A 16,924-nucleotide genomic window follows, 5' to 3' on the forward strand; every position below is an offset into this window, starting at 1 on the left:
TTAGGCCTCCTGCGTCAGCCAGGTCCGGAGCAGGTGCACGGCCTGGTCGATGTTTTCGTCGGACAGCTGGATGGCGTGGTTCTTGGCGTTCTCCAGTCGCCTGGAGGCGTCCATGGCCTCTTCGTCCATGTCCTCTTCTTCCAGGGCGAGCCTCTCGGCACCGGGCAGTCCGGCCATCTCCTCGATCTCCTGCTCGGCGACGCGCGGCCGGATCAGGGCCATGACCACCGGCCGGACGACCAGGATGAGGAAGAGGAAGATCAACAGCCCGTTGAGGAACGGCTTGCCCAGACGCTGGGCGTATTCCAGCATGGTCCGCATGAGGGAGTCCGCGTCGGCCAGCTGCGGCTCGCCGAAGGAGATGTTGGACACCTCGATGGTGTCGCCGCGCGCCTCGTCGAACCCGACCGCGTTGGCGATCAGGGTGCGGATGCGCGCCAGCTCCTCGGCCGAGCGGGGTACGTAGACCATCTCGCCGGTATCCGCGTTCTCTTCCCACGTCCCGTCCACGATAACCGCAACGGTCAGCCTTTTCAAATCCCCAACCGGGGTGACGATGGATTCTTCCTGCTTGTTGATTTCGAAGTTGGTGGTCCGGGACTCGCGGGTGGAGTCCTGGGTGGTCCGGGTGCCGGTGAAGCCGTCGCCCCGGAAGTTGGCGTCGGGCTCGCCGCCAGCCAGGTTCGCGGCCCCGGCGGTGGATTCCTCGTTGCGGGTCTCGGAGCGGACGACTGCGCCGTCGGGATCGTAAATTTCCTTGCGCACGGTGCGCTGGCTGAAGTCGAGGTCCGTGTTCACGCGGGCGATGACCTTCTCCGGCCCGACCGCGGGTCCGAGCAGTTCGAGGATGCGGCGCTGGAGCTTGGCCTCCACCTCGGCCTTGTAGAGCAGCTGGGCGTTGGACATGGCCAGGCCGTTGCTCTCGTTCTCCGGGGTGTAGAGCGGGCGGCCCTTCATGTCCGTGACGGTGATGTTCTTGGGCTCCAGCCCTTCCACGGCCATGGACACCAGGTTGACGATGCCCTGGGTCTCTTCGTGGCCCAGCTTGCCGTCACTCTTGAGCTGCAGGACGATGGACGCCGAAGGCGCGATCTGGTCCTCGATGAACAGGGATTTCTGGGGGATGACCAGATGGACCCTGGCCTTCTCGACCATGGGAAATTCGGTGATGGTACGGGCCAGTTCGCCCTGCAGGGCGCGCTGGTAGTTGACGTGCTGGACGAAGTCGGTCTGGCCGATCTGGACCTCGTCGAAGATCTCGAAGCCGATGCCCTGGCCATGGAGGTTGCCCTCGCCGGCCACCTGGAGGCGCAGTTCGTAGACCCGGTCGGCCGGGACCTTGATGGTGCGGCCGTTATCCTCCAGCTGGTAGGGTTCCTTGGCGGCCTGCAGCATGGACACGATCCTGGATGCGTCCTCGGGATAGAGATTGGTCATCAGAACCCGGTAGTCCGGCTTGTTCATCCAGTAGATCATGAGCGCGAAGGACACGACCACGGCGGCGGCAAGGCCGCTGATGAGGATGCGCTGGGACATGGTGCGGTCGGACCAGAACCCTTGTGCCTTGGACCAGTATTCGGCGACGAACGGAGGCATGTGCTTCTCCCGCAGCTAGTGCGTTGGATGGTTTGGGTTGCGAATGCCGCTAGAACGGCATCTGCATGAGTTCCTTGTAAGAGGCCATGACCTTGCTGCGGACGGCCCCGGTGAGCTGCATGGCCATTCCGGCCTTCTGCATGGAGATCATCAGTTCGTGGACGTTCTGGCTCTTGCCCGAGGCGAACTCGTCGATCATGACGCTCTTCTCGGTCTGGAGATCGTTGACGCTCTTGAGCGATTCCGTGAGGGTCTCGTTGAAGCCCTTGACGGGTTCCGGGGCCTTCTTGAGGCTCTCGGTGACTCGGGATTCCACGGACCGGCGGCGCAGGTCCATGGCACTCTGGTAGGCATTGATGGCGACGCTTTTGACGACCATTTCCTTTTCTCCTTCAGCTGTTAGCCTTGACCGATCATCAGGGCTTTCTGGAACATGCGCTTGGCCGACTCGATGGTCTGGACGTTGGCTTCGTAGCCGCGCATGGCCTGCATCATGTTGGTCATTTCCTCGACGACGTTGATGTCGGGGTAGGTGACGTAGCCCTGGTCGTTGGCGTCCGGGTGGTTGGGGTCGTAGACCGTCTTGAACGGCCGGCGGTCCGCGGTCACGCCCAACACCTTGACGCCCTCCAGGTTGCGGTTGAGCTGGTCGTGCATGGCCTGGTCAAAGGGCGAGTAGACCGGCGTGGCTTCGAACGATACCGACTTGCGCTGATACGGGCCGCCATCCGCCGTTTTGGTGGTCTGGATGTTGGCCATGTTCATTGAAATGACGTTCAGCTGCGCGCGCTGGGCAGAGAGCCCGGAGGCGCTGATGTCCATGGCTGTCATAAAGTCCATTTACTTGCTCCCTTCGCTGATGACCCGGCTCATTCCGTCGAAGTTCTTTTTGATGACCTGGGTCAGCGCGTTGTACATCATGGTGTTCTTGGCGCTGTTGGTGATCTCGGTTTCCAGGTTGACGTGGTCCTGGCCGTAGACTTCGCGGGCGGTGAAATTGTCGAACGCCTCTCCCTTGAATCCCGCCGCCGAAAAAGTGGAGGGCAGGTGCGCCCCCTGGGTGCGGGTCATCTTGCCCAGGGAGTTCTGGTTCAGGGCGTCCTGGAGTTTTTCCTCGAATTCGAGGCGGCGGGCCTTGTAGCCCGGCGTGTTCACGTTGGCGATGTTGCCCGTGACGATATTTTGACGTTGCAGACGCAGGTCCAGGACCTTCTCCGTCAACTGGATCTGGTGCGAAAAAAGCTTGCTCATGCCTTGATCCTCCTGCATTCGCTGCGTTGTTGCTTGTTGTCCGGGGGCATGATTTTCCGCCGGTGTCGCAGGGGGTTTAGCAACTCCTGTTCCAATTGAATACTCCGCTGAAATATTTGGTTTTTTGTTAAAACGTCCGTCCCCGGCGTCAGAGTCCGGACCGAGACGGTCGGGGATGGCCCGTATGGATTTCGCGTCCCGGTATCCGTCGGAAGGGGTAGATTATTCCTCTTTTGCCATCCCACCCTCGAGCGGGTGGGTTTTGCCGTGACCCGTTGGTTGCGCTATAATTACTTGATTTTTAAACGGATACGTTGATAATACGAGTCTCTCGCCGTTTAAGCGAACAATGGTTTGGCACATTGATTGCTTAGTCTGTTTCGGCCGAGACCGGCCCAGGAGAATTTTTTCAGCCCGTCACTTCGGGCAAAGGAGAAATGGAGGGGAATTATGAGTGGTCATCTGGATTACGAAATCAACAAGGAACTCGGGGAATGCTACCTGTTCATGGGTGAGCTGGACAAGGCCGAGGAGTACTACAAGAAAGCAGTCAGCTCCAACGGCGTCCACCCCGATCCGTATCTTGGTCTTGCCACCGTCGCCATTCAGCGCGGCGCCCTGGCTGATGCCGAGGTCATGTACAAGAAGGCCCACAATATCGCGCCTTCCGACAAGAGTCTTTCCGGGATCGCGCTCATCCGGATGGAGAACGGTGAAAAGGAGGAAGCCTATTCCCTGTTTACCGAAGCCATCCAGTTGAATCCCGAAAACATGGTCGCCCTGTTCAGCCTGATCCGGCTCGGCCATGAACTGGAACGCATCGGCGAAATCATTCCGCATCTCGAGAGCTATCTCGAAATCGACCCGGCCAAGCATGAAGTGCGCTACTCCCTGGCCGGTTGTCTCGCCTGCACCGGGCAGAAGGAAGCCGCCGAGGCCCAGCTCGAGAAGATTCTCGAGACGGACCCCGATAACGCGGCCGCCAAGGAAATGCTCGAGCAGTTCCGGTCCTGAACCACGGTCTCCCCTCCCCGTTGGTTTCCCGCCTCGCGGCTTTGCGTGGCGGGGCGGGAAATCAGCCTTTGGAAGGGTGGTCCGAAACGTGCGCCCCAGGCGGCTGAACCCACGCGGAAACCGCGCGGGGGCTGTGCCGTTGTCGTGCCTCGGGTTTTTGCCTCCCTCCGCCGTCCGCCCCGAAACGGAACGCAACTCCCCCAAGATGCACTCTTTGTGCGGGGCTGTGGAAAAGTCGGCCCGAAATCGCCCGTTGTCCGGCGAAAAACGGTGGTTTCCGCGCCTTGCGTTCCGGCTCCAAATCTGGCAATGCCTCTCGAAACACTTAGAGAGGTCTGTAATGAACCTGTTGCCTGTAAAGCGAGCCATTCTTTCCGTAACCGATAAAACCGGCCTGGCCGAGTTCGGCAAGTTCCTGGTGGACCAGGGGTGCGAGTTGGTCTCCACCGGCGGCACCAAGAAGATGCTGCAGGAGGCCGGGCTGCCCGTCACCTCGGTTTCCGACGTCACGGATTTTCCGGAGATCCTGGGCGGCCGGGTCAAGACCCTGCACCCGCACATCCACGGCGGCATCCTGGCCGACAAGGACGACGAAGCGCACATGGAGACCCTGCGCGACTTCGGCATCGAGCCCTTTGACCTGATCTGCGTCAATCTCTACAACTTCGCCGACGCCGTGGCCAAGGGGCTGGACCTGAAGGCCGCGGTCGAGCAGATCGACATCGGCGGCCCGACCATGCTCCGCGCCACGGCCAAGAATTTCCACTCCATCTGCGTGGTCCCCGATCCCCAGTACTACGCCACGGTGCAGAAGGAGATCGAGGAGCACGGCGGCCTGACGCTGGAATTCCGCAAGGAGATGGCCACTCTGACCTTCCGGCTGACCAGCGAGTACGACGCCATGATCACCAAGTACCTCAGCGAGAACGACGCCTAGGGTGCACGCATGCGGCTTCCGACAGCGGGCCGTCTGCACATGTTTCGGGCACGGTCCAATCCTCACCGCAGCGCTGCTGCGCCTCCGGTTGGACCGCACCCGAGAAAATGCACAGCCGACCCACTCTCGAAAGCCTTACGGCCGAATTGAAGAAAGACATTCATCGTATTGATGGATGAATGCGCCCGATCAGGGATCGGAAATCGCCCCGAGGCAAAGAATCGTGGTGATTTCCGGTCCCTGATCGAGTATGGATGGGCCGAGCATCGGTCCCATGGCCGAATCGAATTTACCCAGGAGACGCATCATAGCCCAGAAGCCCAAGGGCAACCTGCAAGGGTTGAAGCCCAACCAGATAAAGAGACTTTCCCGCCTGTACCAGAGGCAGTTCCCCACCGACGACTGCTATACCCTGGAGCAGGCCCGCGAACTGGCCGAAATTTCCGCCGACACGGGCCGCCAGCTGGCCCTGCTCATCGACCGCCAGGGCAAGGTTTCCATGGTCCTGGTGGGCGACAACCGCTCCATCTACATCCCGGAGCTGCCCCGGGCGCGCATGGCCTCGGGCCGGTTGCGCGGCCTGCGGCTGCTGCACACCCACCTGGCCGCCGAGAGCCTGAGCCAGGAGGACCTCATGGACATGGTCTTCCTGCGGCTTGATTCCGTGGCCGCGCTGACCGTGCGCGAGGGGTTCCCGGAGACCGTGGAGGCGGCCCACCTGCTGCCCCCCAATCCGGAGGACAAGAGCTACGAGGTCCTGGAGCCCGTGCGCTGGGACCGGTTTTCCCACGACCTGGGGGCCATCACCGCCGCCCTGGAGGACGAGTTCGGCAGGCAGGAGGACGGGAAGGGCACCGGCTCGGACGAGGACCGCGCGCTGCTGGTCAGCGTGGACGACACCCCGCGCCCGGTGCAGGAGCTTTCCCTGGCCGAGCTGGCCGAGCTGGCGGACACCGCCGGGCTAACCGCCGCCGGGACCATGATCCAGCGGGTGCGCAAGCAGAATCCCAAGTTCATCCTGGGCAAGGGCAAGCTGGCCGAGCTGGAGGTCCGGGCGCTCCAGGCCAACGCCTCGATCATCGTCTTCGACCAGGAGCTGTCGCCCACCCAGATCCGCAACCTGGCCGAGATCACCGAGCGCAAGATCATCGACCGCACCCAGCTCATCCTGGACATCTTCGCCCAGCATGCCACCAGCAAGTCGGGCAAGCTCCAGGTGGAGATGGCCCAGCTCAAGTACACCCTGCCCCGGCTGGTCGGAAAGAACCGGGCCATGTCCCGGCTCATGGGCGGCATCGGCGGGCGCGGTCCCGGCGAGACCAAGCTGGAGATCGACCGCCGCCGGGCCAACGACCGGCTGACCCGCCTCAAGTCGGAGCTGGACCAGGTCCGCAAGCACCGCACCCAGACCCGCGAGCGGCGCGCCAAGGCCGGGCTGCCCGTGGTCTCCCTGGTGGGCTACACCAACGCGGGCAAGTCCACGCTGCTCAACACCCTGACACAATCCAAGGTCCTGGCCGAGGACAAGCTCTTCGCCACCCTGGACCCCACCAGCCGCCGCATCCGGTTCCCGGAGGAGCGCGAGGTGGTCCTGACCGACACGGTCGGCTTCATCCGCAGGCTGCCCCCGGACCTCAAGGAGGCGTTCCGCGCCACCCTGGAGGAGCTGGACTCGGCGGACCTGCTGGTCCTGGTCTGCGACGCCTCCCACCCGGAGGTGGAGGAGCAGGTGGAGGCGGTCCGCGCCATCCTCGACGAGATGGAGCTGGCGGACATCCCGTCCATCCTGGTCCTGAACAAGTGGGACAAGCTGGACGAGGAGGGGCGCGAGGCCATGCGCAACGTCTACCCCGAAGGCATCCCGGCCGTGGCCGTGGACCGACCGACCCTCGAGCCGGTGGTCCAGGCCATCCTGACCAATCTCCCGTGGGAGAAGCAGGTTCCTTAACGGGTTGACGAATCCTTGCCCTTGGCCGCCTTCCGGCTGCGCCAGGCGTCCGCCACGAAGACCAGCGACACGAGCTGCTGGGTCATCAGGATGGAGTATCCCTGAAGGCCCATCAGCGCGGCGCAGCTGATGTTGCCGAGCATGAACCAGAGGTAGCCCTTCACGTTTTCCTTGGCCATCAGGTAGGTTCCCATCAGGAACCCGGCGGCTATGCACAGCTCCAGCACCTGTCCGGCGGTGGTGATGCCGCCGAACTCGCGCAGGCTGATCCCCAGCCCCACGATCACCGAGAGCCGGGCCAGCCGGTCGAGCCAGCGCGGCTCGCCGCCGCGACCGCGCAGGGCGATGATCAGGCCGACGAGCATGGCCGGCGCGCCGCCCGCCTCGACCGTGGCCGCGATCCAGTTGCGCTCCATGATGAAGACCGTGACCCAGGCGGGCAGCCCGACCAGGAAAACGGTCCAGGACCACAGCCGCCATTTCCGGCTGTCCTCCGGGGCGGCGCTGCGCTCGGCCCCGGCAAAGCATATCTTGTTGAGCAGGTAACAGGACCCGCCCCATATCTGCAGTATGGTATCCATGTGAATATCCCTCGTCCGGCCCAAAAGGCCGGTGTCGACATTGCAAACGGCATGGGGCGAACCCCATGACCTTTGTCGATGGAGAAAGGGGGGAACCGGGGCTATTCGCCCGATTCGTCCTTTGGAGGGGGCGGAGGGGGCGGCGGCGAGGTCGGGGAGACCGGGGAAAGCGGGGAGTCAGGGGAGATCGCGGGGCAACTGCCGCCAAGGCTGGCCGAACAGGCGCCGCCCACGGCCTTGCCGTCGTAGGAGGTCTCGCTTTCCAGCGGCTCCACGTGGATGGTCACCTCGGCGCGCGGAAGCTTGGAGTGGATAAGTTCTTCAATGAGTTCGCACAGTTCATGCGAGTCGTGCACGGTCATTGACCCCGGCACCAGGAGGTGGAAGTCGATGAACCGCTTGGGGCCGGACTTGCGGGTGCGCAGCCCGTGGAAGGAGGAATCCTCGCCGGTGTAGCTGCGGATGGCCGTGGCGATGATCTCCAGTTCCCCTTCGGGCAGGGCGTCGTCCATGAGACCGCCCACGGACCGCTTGAGCAGCCCCACGCCGGTGAAGACGATGTTCACGGCCATGACCAGGGCGATGATCGGGTCGAGGATCTTCCATTCGGGCATGACGATGATCACGGCCAGTCCGGCCACCAGCCCCACCGAGGTCCAGACGTCGGTGAGCAGGTGTCGGGCGTCCGCCTCCAGGGTGATGGAGTCGAAGCGGTCCGCGGCCCGGAGCATGATCCGGGCGGTGAGGAAATTGACGGCCGAGGAGACCAGGGCCAGGACCAGGCCGAATCCCAAATGGTCGAGCGGCTGGGGCGCGAGGAACCGGTGCAGGGCGGCCCAGGCGATGCCGATGGCGGCCACGATGATCAGCACGCCCTCGATACCGCTGGAGAAATACTCGGCCTTGCCGTGCCCGTAGGCGTGGTCGGAATCCGCCGGGCGCAGGGCGATGGTGATGGCGGTCAGGGCGAGGACGCCCGCCGTGAGGTTGACCAGGGACTCGGTGGCGTCGGAGAGCAGGCCGACCGAGCCGGTCATGCCCCACGCGCCGAACTTGAGCACCAGGGTCAGGATGGAGGCCCCGATGGAGTAGATGGCGTATCGCTTGGGTGATCCGCCGATCATGGGATCAGTCCTTCTTCAGCCAGGGGTTTTCCTCGCCGCGCGCCAGCCTGCGGATGTTCTCGCGGTGACGCCAGAAGAGCAGGACCATGACCGCCAGGGCCACGGGGATGTACGCGAAGTTGCCGGACAAAAGCATGAGCACCGGCAGGGACAGGGCGAAGGTCAGGGAGCCCATGGACACGTGGCCGGTGAGCCAGACCATGGCCAGGCAGAGAACGATGGCGATCAAGGCGGGCCAGAAGGAGAGGGCCAGGAACGCGCCCACGGTGGTGGCCACGGCCTTGCCGCCCTTGAAGCCCATGAAGCAGGAATAGACGTGGCCGAGGATGGCGGCCAGGGCCACCAGGCTCAGCGCCGTGCCCGACTCCACCCAGGAGGCCGCGAAGGCCACGGGCAAAAGCCCCTTGAGCACGTCGCAGGCCAAGGTGGCGATGCCGTACTTCATGCCGCACAGACGGGCCACGTTGGTGGCTCCGGTGTTCCTGCTGCCGTCCTGGCGCGGGTCGATGTTGCACCCGGATTTGGCGATGACCAGCCCGAAGGGAATGGAGCCGAGGACATAGGCGAACGCCGCCCAGAAAATCAACGTCATGAGAATTCTCCGACTTGGGTATCAGGTTTCGGATGTTGTAGCGTTTTTGATGGGATAATGGAAGCCGCTTTGTCGGGGGGCGGTCCCGCCCGTTCCGTCTCCAAGGCAACCTATGGGGTCAGGCTTTCGAGAGTCGGTCAGCCGTACATTTTTTTTTACCGCGACCGCCCCGCAGTCATATGAGGATACGGCGAGGGCGCGGCAAGGGCGAAAAAATGCGCCGACGGTCCGCTCTCGGAAGCCGCGCCTATTCCTCCAGCGCCTCGCCCAGCCGGATCTCGTTGGTCAGCGGGTCGATGCGCGAAAAATTGATCTGGAACCGCTGGCCCGGATAGAGCTTGTCCCCGAGCAGTTTCTTGGGCGCGCGGACGTTGATCTGCAGGTGCGGCATGGACAGGGTGGCCATGGGCCCGGCCTCGTCCACCAGCACGGCGGGCTGGAACTCGCGGCGGCGCTTGGCCAGGTAGACCAGCTTCCAGTAGCGCGGGCGGAACCGCTGCACCGCGCCCACGGCCTGGACGCGCATGTTCAGGTGGATGATCAGCTGGTCCAGCTCGTCCTTGTCGAGCCGGGGCGTCCCGTTGGTCAGGAAGGTGCAGACCTGGGACATGTTGATCAGGTCCGTGTAGCGGCGCAGGGGCGAGGTGATGGGCGCGTAGGCGGGCACGGCCAGGGCCGCGTGCCGCCGGGGATTGGTCTCCAGGGTGGGGGGCAGGAGCAGCTTGACCGAGCGCATGATCTCCGCCGGTTCGCTGAAGATGCCCGCCGCCTCCGGGGGCAGGGCGATGTCCTGGGTGCGGTGGAGCAGCGGCACTTCGTGGTCCCTGGCCCAGAGCGCCAGCCCGGAGTTGGCCAGGATCATGAATTCGCTGATGACCAGCTCGGAGAGCGGGCAGGGCGTCTTGACCGAGACCTCCACCGAAGCCTGCGCGCCCTCGCCTTCCAGGGTGACCACCGGCTCCGGCCTGCGGATGACGCACGCGCCCGAGGCGAGCCGCCGCTCCAGCAGCCGGGTGGCCAGGTCGTGGGCCAGGACCAGGGATTCGTCGGTCCGCGCGGCGATGGCCGCGTCCGCCGCCTCATAGGTGGTGTTCTCCCGGATGCGGACCCAGGCCGTGCGCGGCTCCACCCGGTCGAGGGCGCCGTCCGGGCCGAGGTGGAAATCCGTGACCAGGGCCGGGCGCGTCTCGCCCGCCATCAGGCTGTAGAGGCCGGTGCCGAACCGCTCCGGCATCATGTGGCTGGTCCCCTCGGGCAGATACAGGCTGCTCACCCGGTGCTGGACCGCGCGGTCCAGGCTCGACCCGAAGGTCCAGTGGGCGTCGGGCCGGGCCAGGGCGATGGTCAGCTTGAATCCCTTGCCGTCGCGCTCGATGCGGAAGGCGTCGTCGATGTCGCGGGTGGTGGCCGCGTCGATGGAGACCAGGTCTTCCAGCTCCGGTTCTTCGGCCTGATTGGAAAAGGCTTCTTCTATTTCATTGATTTCATTGTTGAAGGATTGCGACCACTCGTCTCCCCACGCATACTCGGCCTCGTCCAGGTGGTAGTTGTGGTGGGCGGGCAGGACGCCCCAGGTCTGGGCCAGGACCAGGGCCAGGTGCGGCAGGTCCGGCAGCCCCTTGCTGATGGCCGTCCATATCTTGCGCTCGTTCTCGTCCAGGGTCTGGGCCACCTGGCGGCGCAGGATGCGGGCCAGCCCCTCGGCCAGTTCCGGGGCCAGGTCGGGACGGGGCTTGCGCCCCTGGTTGTAGGCGGACCACAGGTCCTGGAGCAGGGTCTGGCCCGCGGAGGTGATGGCCTCGCGCTCCTTTTCCTCGGCCTGCTGTTGCAGCCGGGCCTCCACCTTGTCGGCGGGATAGATGTCGAACAGCGGGGGGCGGAACTTGAAGTGGGTCTTGGCCTGGAGCATGGCCCGGCCCAGCGCGGCCAGCCGGTCCGCGTCCGGGTCCTCCCAGAGCAGCCCGGCGAACCAGTCGAGCGGGGCGGACTCCACCTCGCCCTGGGCCAGCTCCCAGAGCTCCATGACGTCCAGCCCGGCCTGGATTTCCCCGCGCGCCTCCTGGCGTTCGTTGAGTTCGTTCTGGATGTCCTGGCGCGAGGCGTCGGCGGACAGCACCGGGCCGGTCCAGGGCAGCAGCCGGGCGGCGGGCAGCTTGGTCTCCCGCTTGTTGATGGTCAGCAGGCGCAGCTTGCCGGAGGAATCCTCCAGCACCCAGGCGAGCTGGGGTTGGTCGCCGTGCATGAACTCCACCACCGTGCCGGGGCGGATCGAGGGGCCGAATGCGGTTGTCTTTGCCATGTATCCAGTCGATTGTTTTTTTCGTTAGGGTAAGGGTCCGATTAGCATGAAATGGTTGTCAGCGTAAGACCGTCGGCGTAAGGGGATTGCATGCAGATTGACCTTATGGAAATTCTCGGCATCGTGGCCGGTTGCTGCACCACGGCATCCTTCGTGCCGCAGGTGGTCCACACCTGGCGGACGCGCTCGGTGGCCGACCTCTCCCTGCGCATGTATCTCCTGTTCACCCTCGGCGTGGCCCTGTGGCTGGTCTACGGGTTCCACATCGAATCCGTGGCCGTAATCCTGGCCAACGGCGTCACCCTGGTCCTGGTCATCGCCATCCTGGGCATGAAGATCGTCTACGGCCGGGTCTCGGACAAGGACTTCGACCGCCGCCCCAAATAAAAGGCCTCGCCGAACTCCTGCCCGGCGAAGCCCTCATTCCTGAAACTCGTCCGCGCTAGTGCTTGAAGGAGCGCTGGCCGGTAAAGACCATGGCCACCTGCGGGGTCGATTCGTTGACTGCTGCGATGACCTCCCAGTCGCGGATGGAGCCGCCGGGCTGGGCGATGGCGGTCACGCCCTGGTCGATGCACAGGTCCACGCCGTCGCGGAACGGGAAGAAGCCGTCGGACACGACCACGGAGCCGGGCAGTCCGCCCCGCGCCTCGGCCGTGCGCTTTTCGATGTCTTCGAGCTTCGCCTTCATCTCCGGGTCCTTGATGGCCGCCAGCTTCAGCTCGAACAGGGACTTGCCCAGTTCTTTGGAGGAGAGCAGGTCGGCGTACTTGATGTACGCCTTGGTCACGGCCAGGAGCACGCAGCCCACCCGGTCCTGCTCGCCGGTGCCGATGGCGGTGGTCACGCCGTCGCGCACGAAGAGCACGGAGTTGGAGGTCACGCCCGCTTCCACGGCCCAGGCAAAGAGCAGGTCGTCCGCCTCCTGTTTGGAAGGCGCGCGGGCCACGAACTGGTTGCCGTCCTTCTCGGCCGTGGCCGGGATGAAGTCGTCCACGGACAGGATGGCGTTGCGGAAGGAGAACTGGAGCACCATGCCGCCGTCGGACAGGGACTTGATGTCCAGAAACGGCATCCGGGAGAGCTTTTCCAGCTCAAGGATGCCGGGAATGCGCAGGATGCGCAGGTTCTTTTTCTTTTTCAGCTCGGCCAGCGCGTCGTCATCGAATTCGGGCGCGGCCACGACCTCGAAATAGACGGAGTTGATCAGTTCCGCCGTGGCCAGGTCGAGCTTGCGGTTGACCACCACGGCCCCGCCGAAGGCGGCGATGCGGTCGGCCTCGAAGGCGCGCTTGAGGGCAACGGACACGCCCTCTTCGGTCCAGGCCGCGCCGCAGGGGTTGTTGTGCTTGAGGATGAGCGCGGCGGGCTTGGCGGACAGGTACTGAAGGATGTTCAGGGCGTTGTCCACGTCCGTCAGGTTGGTCTTGCCGGGGTGCTTGCCCGCCTGGAGCATGTGCTCCTCAGTCAGGGCGGAGACCAATCCCTGGCCCTCGCCGATGAACTTCACGCCGCCGATTTCCAACTGGCCCTTGGCCAGCTCGTACAGCGCGGCGGGCTGGTCCGGGTTCTCGCCGTAGCGCAGTCCCTTGGTCTCGCCGTCGATCTCCCAGGTCCGCTTGCGGAAGACCAGCTCCTGGTTGCCCAGGGTCAGCTTCATGTCCGCCGGAAAGGGGTCCTGCTGCAAGGTATGGTACATTTTCTTCAGATCGCTCATCAGTTCAACTCCCTGTTGTTCCCATGTGAGGTGGCGGTCATAGCACAGCTTCCCTGCACGGGCAATGATTCAGGGGTGGCCCCGTTTGGAGAGTCAAGCATCCGTTTGAGATAACTGAAACAAAATAATAGCTCTAACGTCGGGATGTGCTATTGTGCAATTGAGTGGAATAAGCAGGCGGCGTCCTTAGGTCGATTCGACCCTGGAATGGGTTCGACTGGCAGGGAATATTCAATATTGGAGGAAGTATGCACATATTACGCTTCAGGGATTGGGGGCTTCAGAGCAAGATCCTCAGTTTCTTCCTGGCCGCAGTGGTTCTGGTCCTTTTGGGCCTGCTCGGATATTTCCTGCCCGTTGTGGGTGACTCTCTGATGCAGGAGAAGCGGACCGCGACCAAGGGCGTGGTCGAGGTCGCCTACGGGGTCATCGACTATTGGGCCAAGAAGGCCGAGAGCGGGGCCATGACCACCGAGGCGGCCCAGGAGGCGGCCAAGGCGGAGATCGCCACCTTCCGGTACGAGGGCAACGAGTATTTCTGGATCAACGACATGAATCAGGTGATCATCGTTCACGGCGTCAAGCCCGAGCTGAACGGCAAGGACCTGACGGACATGAAGGACGAGAACGGGGTCTATCTGTTCCAGGAGATGGTCAAGGTGTCCCGCGAGAAGGGTCAGGGGTTCGTCAACTACAACTGGCCCAAGCCCGGTTCCAGCAAGGCCGAGCCCAAGATCTCCTACGTCCAGCTTTACAAGCCGTGGGGCTGGGTCGTGGGCAGCGGCATCTACGTCGACGACGTGGATGCCCAGGTGGCCTCGCTGCGCTGGCAGATCCTCATTCCCACCCTGGTGGCCATGGGTATCCTCATCGCCATCGTCATGTTCGTGCTGCGTTCCATCACCCGTCCCCTCCAGGAGGCCGTGGAGATATCCGACAGCCTGGCCAACGGCGACCTGACCGTGAACATCGTGTCCCGCAGCAAGGACGAGGTGGGCAGGCTTACCGAGTCCATGGCCAACATGCTCACGGCACTCAGGGGCGTGGTCGGGGAGGTGACCACCGCGGCGGAACAGGTGACCTCGGGCAGCGAGGAGCTGGCGTCCTCGGCCATCGAGCTTTCCCAGGGGGCTACGGAACAGGCCTCGGCCGTGGAGCAGGTCTCCGCCGCCATGGAGCAGATGACCGCCTCCATCGGCCAGAACGCCGACAACGCCCGGACCACCAACCAGATGACCAACCAGGCGGCCGTGGACACCGAGTCCGGCGGCCAGGCCGTGGTCAAGACCGTGGGGGCCATGAAGCAGATCGCGGAGAAGATCTCGATCATCGAGGACATCGCGCGGCAGACCAACCTGCTGGCGCTCAACGCGGCCATCGAAGCGGCGCGCGCGGGCGAGCACGGCAAGGGGTTCGCGGTGGTCGCGGCCGAGGTCCGCAAGCTGGCCGAGCGCAGCGGCTCTTCCGCCTCGGAGATCAGCGAACTCTCGACCACCAGCGTGGAAGTGGCGGAAGAGGCGGGCGCACTGCTGGCGCGCATCGTCCCGGACATCCAGAAGACCGCCGAGCTGGTCCAGGAGATATCCTCGGCCACCAACGAGCAAAACGAGGGCGGCAGCCAGGTCAACGCCGCCATCCAGGATATGGACAAGGTCATCCAGCAGAACGCGGCGGCCTCCGAAGAAGTGGCGTCCACCGCCGAGGAACTCTCGGCCCAGGCAGTGCTGCTCCAGAAGACCATCCGCTTCTTCAAGCTGGGGCCTTCGGACCATCTGCCTCCCGCTGCCGGACCCGCCAAGAAGACCAAGGCCAAGGCCAAGGGCGCGCCGCCCAAGCCCCTGGCTGGCAGGCCTGCCGCCAAGTCCGCCCAGAAGCTCCCGCCCAAGGCGGCTCCTTCCGGCGGCGTGGATCTCGACATGGACGAACTGAGCGACGCCGATTTCGAGCGGTTCTGATCCCGTTTCTCCCCGGCAACGACCAAGGGGCGCTCCTCATGGGGGCGCCCTTTTTTTGTGCGGGTCGCGGTGTGATTTTGCCTTGGCGGTGCGCCTGGATATTTGCTATGAGAAGAGTCCCGGCATGCGTTTCTCAGCAATCAAGGAATATCGATGTCAGAAAGCTACATGGAAAAGGCGCTCTTGAAGCTGGCCCGTCAGATCAATGCCTACGACGAGGCCTCGCTCATGAGCTTGTGGGAAAAATACGCCGAGAAGGTCCGCCATTTCGAGCCCACCAAGCGGTGGGAGGAAGCGGTCCTGGTGTTCAACCTCATTCAGTCCACCCGCCTCAAGAACCAGCTGTTCAACTACAACTGGGCGCAGTCCCGCCAGCCCGGGGAGCCCCCGGTGGAGCTGGACCTGGCCGCCCTGACCGCCCCGGAGAAGAACGCCGGGCGTCTCCGCGACGCCGAAGACGACGCACCCGAACCCGTGACGGAGAAGAAGGACCGCCGGGGCAAACTGCTCACCCTGACCCCGAAGAACGGCAAATAACCGGTCCGCTGGCCGGTTGACAGGCGCGCCTGTTTATATTTACGGAACATAACCGTTTGTGCGCGCATTCCAAGCCGGTCGGAAATTCCGGCATTTCAAGGAGCTGACAATGTCCAATATAGTGGTTTTCGGTTCCCAGTGGGGGGACGAAGGCAAAGGCAAGGTCGTCGACATGCTGGCCGAGAAGGCGGACGCCATCGTCCGTTTTCAGGGCGGCAACAACGCCGGGCATACCCTGGTGGTCGACGGCGAGCAGTGCATCCTGCACCTGATCCCCTCGGGCATCCTGCATCCCGGCAAACAGTGCCTCATCGGCAACGGCGTGGTCCTGGACCCGTTCGTGTTCTGCATGGAGCTGGACAAGCTGGCGGCCAAGGGCGTGGACGTCTCGCCCTCCCGCATGATGATCTCCAAGAAGACCCACGTCATCATGCCCTATCACTGTCTCATGGACGGCGCCCGCGAGTCCTCCAAGTCCGAGGACGGCAAGATCGGCACCACCGGTCGCGGCATCGGCCCCTGCTACGAGGACAAGATGAACCGCTGCGGCATCCGCGCCGGCGACTTCGCCGACCCGGAGCTGCTGCGCGACAAGATCGGCAAGGCCCTGGAGGAGAAGAACGTCCTGTTCAAGCACCTCTACGGCACCGACCCGCTGGACGCCGACGCGGTCTTCGCCGAGGTCATGCCCGTGGCCGAGCGGCTGGTCCCGTACCTGGGCGACGTCTCGTCCGCCATCCAGGCTGCCGACTCCGTGCTCTTCGAGGGCGCGCAGGGCACCCACCTGGACATCGACCACGGCACCTACCCATTCGTGACCTCGTCCAACACGGTCACGGCCAACGCCGCCTCCGGCTCCGGCTGTTCCCCGCGCGAACTGGACCGCATCATCGCCATCGTCAAGGCGTACACCACCCGCGTGGGCAGCGGACCGTTCCCCACCGAACAGCTCAACGCCGACGGCGACTACCTGCAGTCTCAGGGTCACGAGTTCGGGGCCACCACCGGGCGCAAGCGCCGCTGCGGCTGGCTCGACCTGGTGGTGCTCAAGGAATCCGCCCGCCTCAACGGCCCCACCGAGCTTGCCATCACCAAGCTGGACGTCCTGTCCGGCCTGAAGGAGATCAAGCTCTGCACGGCCTACGAGTACAGGGGCGAGACCGTTTTCTACCCGCCCCAGGAGCAGAACGGCATGGCCCACGTCACGCCGGTCTACGAGACCCTGCCCGGCTGGGACGAGGACATCACCGGCGCGCGGAGCTGGGACGACCTGCCCGCCAACGCCGTGGCCTACCTGAAGCGGATCGAGGAGATCACCGGCGTCAAGATCGGTATCGTCTCGGTCGGCCCGGACCGGGTGCAGACCTTCTAGG

Annotated in this window: 16 protein-coding genes; 7 read left to right on the forward strand and 9 right to left on the reverse strand. The window is 64.2% G+C overall.

Annotated features, from left to right (window positions below; all coding sequences use genetic code 11):
• From fliF to flgB, 4 genes are read right to left on the reverse strand one after another with little or no spacing between them, the layout of a single operon-like run.
• Complete coding sequence (gene fliF / locus AWY79_RS08495; RefSeq protein WP_066802486.1) at window positions 1-1,596, reverse strand: flagellar basal-body MS-ring/collar protein FliF; 1,596 nt, start codon at window positions 1,594-1,596, stop codon at window positions 1-3.
• A 49-nt stretch (window positions 1,597-1,645) separates the two neighbouring features.
• Window positions 1,646-1,975 carry a flagellar hook-basal body complex protein FliE gene (gene fliE / locus AWY79_RS08500; protein ID WP_066802487.1) on the reverse strand — a complete coding sequence of 110 codons (330 nt, stop codon included), beginning with the start codon at window positions 1,973-1,975 and terminating at the stop codon, window positions 1,646-1,648.
• A 20-nt stretch (window positions 1,976-1,995) separates the two neighbouring features.
• Window positions 1,996-2,436, reverse strand: a complete 441-nt coding sequence (gene flgC / locus AWY79_RS08505) for a flagellar basal body rod protein FlgC (RefSeq protein WP_066802488.1) — start codon at window positions 2,434-2,436, stop codon at window positions 1,996-1,998.
• The gene (gene flgB / locus AWY79_RS08510; protein WP_066802491.1) at window positions 2,437-2,847 is read right to left on the reverse strand and encodes a flagellar basal body rod protein FlgB; all 411 of its coding nucleotides are present in this window, start codon (window positions 2,845-2,847) and stop codon (window positions 2,437-2,439) included. It abuts the gene before it with no gap.
• A 450-nt stretch (window positions 2,848-3,297) separates the two neighbouring features.
• Here flgB and AWY79_RS08515 point away from each other — a divergent pair, with 450 nt between their 5' ends.
• The 3 genes from AWY79_RS08515 to hflX all read left to right on the forward strand — a co-directional run bounded on the left by AWY79_RS08515 (window position 3,298) and on the right by hflX (window position 6,746).
• Window positions 3,298-3,861: a tetratricopeptide repeat protein gene (locus AWY79_RS08515; RefSeq protein ID WP_066802492.1), complete on the forward strand. Its 564-nt coding sequence runs from the start codon at window positions 3,298-3,300 to the stop codon at window positions 3,859-3,861.
• A 340-nt stretch (window positions 3,862-4,201) separates the two neighbouring features.
• Window positions 4,202-4,798: an IMP cyclohydrolase gene (locus tag AWY79_RS08520; RefSeq protein ID WP_066802494.1), complete on the forward strand. Its 597-nt coding sequence runs from the start codon at window positions 4,202-4,204 to the stop codon at window positions 4,796-4,798.
• A 274-nt stretch (window positions 4,799-5,072) separates the two neighbouring features.
• On the forward strand, window positions 5,073-6,746 hold the full coding sequence (gene hflX / locus AWY79_RS08525) for a GTPase HflX (RefSeq protein ID WP_066802496.1): 1,674 nt from the start codon (window positions 5,073-5,075) through the stop codon (window positions 6,744-6,746).
• Here the strand turns inward: hflX and AWY79_RS08530 are convergent.
• The 4 genes from AWY79_RS08530 to AWY79_RS08545 form a co-directional block, all read right to left on the reverse strand.
• Window positions 6,743-7,327 (reverse strand): nicotinamide mononucleotide transporter, encoded by a 585-nt coding sequence (locus AWY79_RS08530; protein WP_066802499.1) that lies wholly within the window; start codon window positions 7,325-7,327, stop codon window positions 6,743-6,745. The genes hflX and AWY79_RS08530 overlap by 4 nt on opposite strands.
• A 101-nt stretch (window positions 7,328-7,428) precedes the next feature.
• Complete coding sequence (locus tag AWY79_RS08535; protein WP_066802501.1) at window positions 7,429-8,451, reverse strand: cation diffusion facilitator family transporter; 1,023 nt, start codon at window positions 8,449-8,451, stop codon at window positions 7,429-7,431.
• A gap of 4 nt (window positions 8,452-8,455) precedes the next feature.
• Window positions 8,456-9,043 carry a glycerol-3-phosphate 1-O-acyltransferase PlsY gene (plsY, locus tag AWY79_RS08540; protein ID WP_066802503.1) on the reverse strand — a complete coding sequence of 196 codons (588 nt, stop codon included), beginning with the start codon at window positions 9,041-9,043 and terminating at the stop codon, window positions 8,456-8,458.
• Between the two features lie 247 nt (window positions 9,044-9,290).
• Window positions 9,291-11,342, reverse strand: coding sequence for a ribonuclease catalytic domain-containing protein (locus AWY79_RS08545; RefSeq protein ID WP_066802505.1), 2,052 nt, complete (start codon window positions 11,340-11,342; stop codon window positions 9,291-9,293).
• 90 nt (window positions 11,343-11,432) lie between these two features.
• On the opposite strand from AWY79_RS08545, the gene AWY79_RS08550 reads away from it, so the two are divergent.
• Entirely contained in the window at window positions 11,433-11,729 is a 297-nt protein-coding gene (locus tag AWY79_RS08550; protein ID WP_066802507.1) for a SemiSWEET family sugar transporter, read from the forward strand.
• A 55-nt stretch (window positions 11,730-11,784) separates the two neighbouring features.
• On the opposite strand, the gene AWY79_RS08555 is transcribed toward AWY79_RS08550, so the two are convergent.
• Window positions 11,785-13,059, reverse strand: coding sequence for an IMP cyclohydrolase (locus AWY79_RS08555; RefSeq protein ID WP_066802509.1), 1,275 nt, complete (start codon window positions 13,057-13,059; stop codon window positions 11,785-11,787).
• A 248-nt stretch (window positions 13,060-13,307) separates the two neighbouring features.
• Here AWY79_RS08555 and AWY79_RS08560 point away from each other — a divergent pair, with 248 nt between their 5' ends.
• The 3 genes from AWY79_RS08560 to AWY79_RS08570 all read left to right on the forward strand — a co-directional run bounded on the left by AWY79_RS08560 (window position 13,308) and on the right by AWY79_RS08570 (window position 16,923).
• Window positions 13,308-15,014 carry a methyl-accepting chemotaxis protein gene (locus AWY79_RS08560; protein ID WP_066802511.1) on the forward strand — a complete coding sequence of 569 codons (1,707 nt, stop codon included), beginning with the start codon at window positions 13,308-13,310 and terminating at the stop codon, window positions 15,012-15,014.
• A gap of 153 nt (window positions 15,015-15,167) precedes the next feature.
• The gene (locus AWY79_RS08565) at window positions 15,168-15,551 is read left to right on the forward strand and encodes a hypothetical protein (RefSeq protein ID WP_066802513.1); all 384 of its coding nucleotides are present in this window, start codon (window positions 15,168-15,170) and stop codon (window positions 15,549-15,551) included.
• Window positions 15,552-15,660: 109 nt separating this feature from the next.
• Complete coding sequence (locus AWY79_RS08570; protein WP_066802515.1) at window positions 15,661-16,923, forward strand: adenylosuccinate synthase; 1,263 nt, start codon at window positions 15,661-15,663, stop codon at window positions 16,921-16,923.
• Window position 16,924 lies beyond the last annotated feature (1 nt).

Source organism: Pseudodesulfovibrio indicus, assembly GCF_001563225.1.
Classification (GTDB): domain Bacteria; phylum Desulfobacterota; class Desulfovibrionia; order Desulfovibrionales; family Desulfovibrionaceae; genus Pseudodesulfovibrio; species Pseudodesulfovibrio indicus.